The sequence below is a fragment of the Actinoplanes sp. NPDC048791 genome (genome assembly GCF_040650095.1).
In the GTDB taxonomy this organism is placed as follows: Bacteria; Actinomycetota; Actinomycetes; order Mycobacteriales; family Micromonosporaceae; genus Actinoplanes.
Genome location: NZ_JBEZGQ010001314.1, coordinates 1 through 1,990, shown reverse-complemented (window position 1 = coordinate 1,990; position 1,990 = coordinate 1). Strand labels below are relative to the sequence as shown.

At 72.1% G+C, this 1,990-nt stretch carries 1 protein-coding gene and 1 pseudogene; one reads left to right on the top strand and one right to left on the bottom strand.

What is annotated here, in order from left to right; genetic code table 11:
- Positions 1-528 precede the first annotated feature (528 nt).
- Entirely contained in the window at positions 529-1,500 is a 972-nt protein-coding gene (locus tag AB0C29_RS45805) for a polyprenyl synthetase family protein (RefSeq protein ID WP_360834284.1), read from the top strand.
- Between the two features lie 114 nt (positions 1,501-1,614).
- On the opposite strand, the pseudogene AB0C29_RS45800 reads toward AB0C29_RS45805, so the two are convergent.
- Positions 1,615-1,990: pseudogene (locus tag AB0C29_RS45800) on the bottom strand (MFS transporter); the annotation flags it as partial.

The window sequence follows — 1,990 nt, the reverse complement described above, 5'->3', positions numbered from 1 at the left end:
GGCAACCGCCCGCAGCGCCCCGCCCGCGGCCTCCGGCGTCGCCGGACAGCCAGCCCTCGCCATCCGACAGCCGCCACCGCCGCTGCTGCGCCACGATGACCCCCGCTGCGGCACCCGCCAAGTCGCCCCCGGCGGCAACCAGCAAAGCAACCCGAACCATCCAGCAAGCGCAGCCGCACTCCCTCCGCACACGCGGCCGAGCCGCCCAGCACGCAACACGACGCCGCGACCGACGGACCGAAGAGGCTCCACAGCCGGCCGGCCCCCGGCACAGGCGGGTGTGCCATCTTTCCGAAGGCGCGGTGATTTCGCCCACCCTGACCGACGACCCGGCCGGCAGCCGCCTGATCAGCGGGAGCGGGCAGCCAGGCCGTGGCCTGCGCGGAGGGGACTTTTCCGGATCCGTACCCTCAGGCTCTTTTTGATCTTGCTGGTGGGACCCCTGGGCCCGCCCGGGTCGGGGTCGTATGGCATCGTGAAAGTGTGGTGAGCACCCGGGACAGCGCGCTGACGTCGTTCGGCCTCGACATCGACCCTGCGGTCGACGCGTCGGTGTCGGCGACGCTTGCGGTTGTGGAGGATGCGCTGCGCAGCAATGTCGCCAGTGCCGATCCGCTCGTGGCCGAGGCTGCCCGGCATCTCATGGACGCCGGTGGCAAGCGGTTCCGGCCGCTGATTCTCGCGCTCGGTGCGCAGATGGGTGATCCGACCCGGCCTGAGATCGTTCCGGCCGCCCTGGTCGTCGAGCTCACCCACCTCGCGACGCTCTACCACGACGACGTCATGGATGAGGCCACCGTGCGGCGCGGCGCTCCCAGCGCCAACGCCCGGTGGGGCAATTCCGTCGCGATTCTCGTCGGCGACTATCTCTTCGCGCGGGCGGCCGACATCGCCGCGTCGCTCGGGCCTGAGGCGGTGCGGCTGCAGGCGCGGACGTTCGCCCGGCTCGTGCACGGCCAGATCGCCGAGACCGCCGGGCCGCGTGGGTCCGATCCGATCGAGCACTACCTCGGCGTCATCGCCGAAAAGACGGCGTCGCTCATCGCGACTTCGGCGCGCTTCGGCGGCCTCTTCTCCGGCGTCACCCCCGAGCAGGTCGAGGCCCTGACCGGGTACGGCGAGACGATCGGCATCGCATTCCAGCTCTCCGACGACCTCCTCGACATCGCGTCGGAGTCGGTGCAGTCGGGCAAGACGCCGGGCACCGACCTCCGCGAAGGCGTCCCGACCCTGCCGGTCCTCTACGCCCTCGCCGGCGACGACACCGACGCTTCCGCCGTGCGGCTCCGTGAGCTGCTCGCCTCCGGGCCGCTGGTCGACGACGCTCTGCACGCCGAAGCGCTCGGTTTGCTCCGCGAGTCCGGCGCGATGAAGCGGGCCCGCGAAACCGTCCGGACGTATGCGGAAGAGGCCCGGTCCCAGCTCGCGCCGCTGCCGCAGGGCTCACCGCGCCAGGCCATGGAGTCCCTCTGCGACTTCATCGCCGACCGCACCAGCTGAGCCGACCGCATCAGCCGAGCCGACCGCACCCCGCTCGCACAGGCTGAGAGCCGTTGCGCCAGCGAGCCGAGGCAAAGACCGCAGAACTCGACCTTCGGGGCGTCAGCCGCCGTCTCAGGCCACCGCCGCACGGTCCGCGTGCCGTCGCAGCATCCGGCTGCCGAGCACCATCGCCCCCGCCGCCCACAGCATCGCAATCCCCGCCACGGTCCACATAGTTGGGTACCCGGCCGCCGCGGCCAGCGCCCCCAGCCCCAGCGGTCCGATGCACCCGCCCGCATACACGCCGGTCTGAGTGATCGACGTAGCCGCCGCCGGCGCCTGCGGGTGCAGCCGGACCACCGCGAAGTTCATCAGCCCCGGCCACGCCCACCCGAGCCCGAAGCCCAGCACGACCCCCACGATCAGCGTCGCCGTGTTGAGCACCGCGAGCATCGCCAGGCCGCCCGCACCCACCGTCAACATGGCCGCGATCACGCTGATCTGCCGG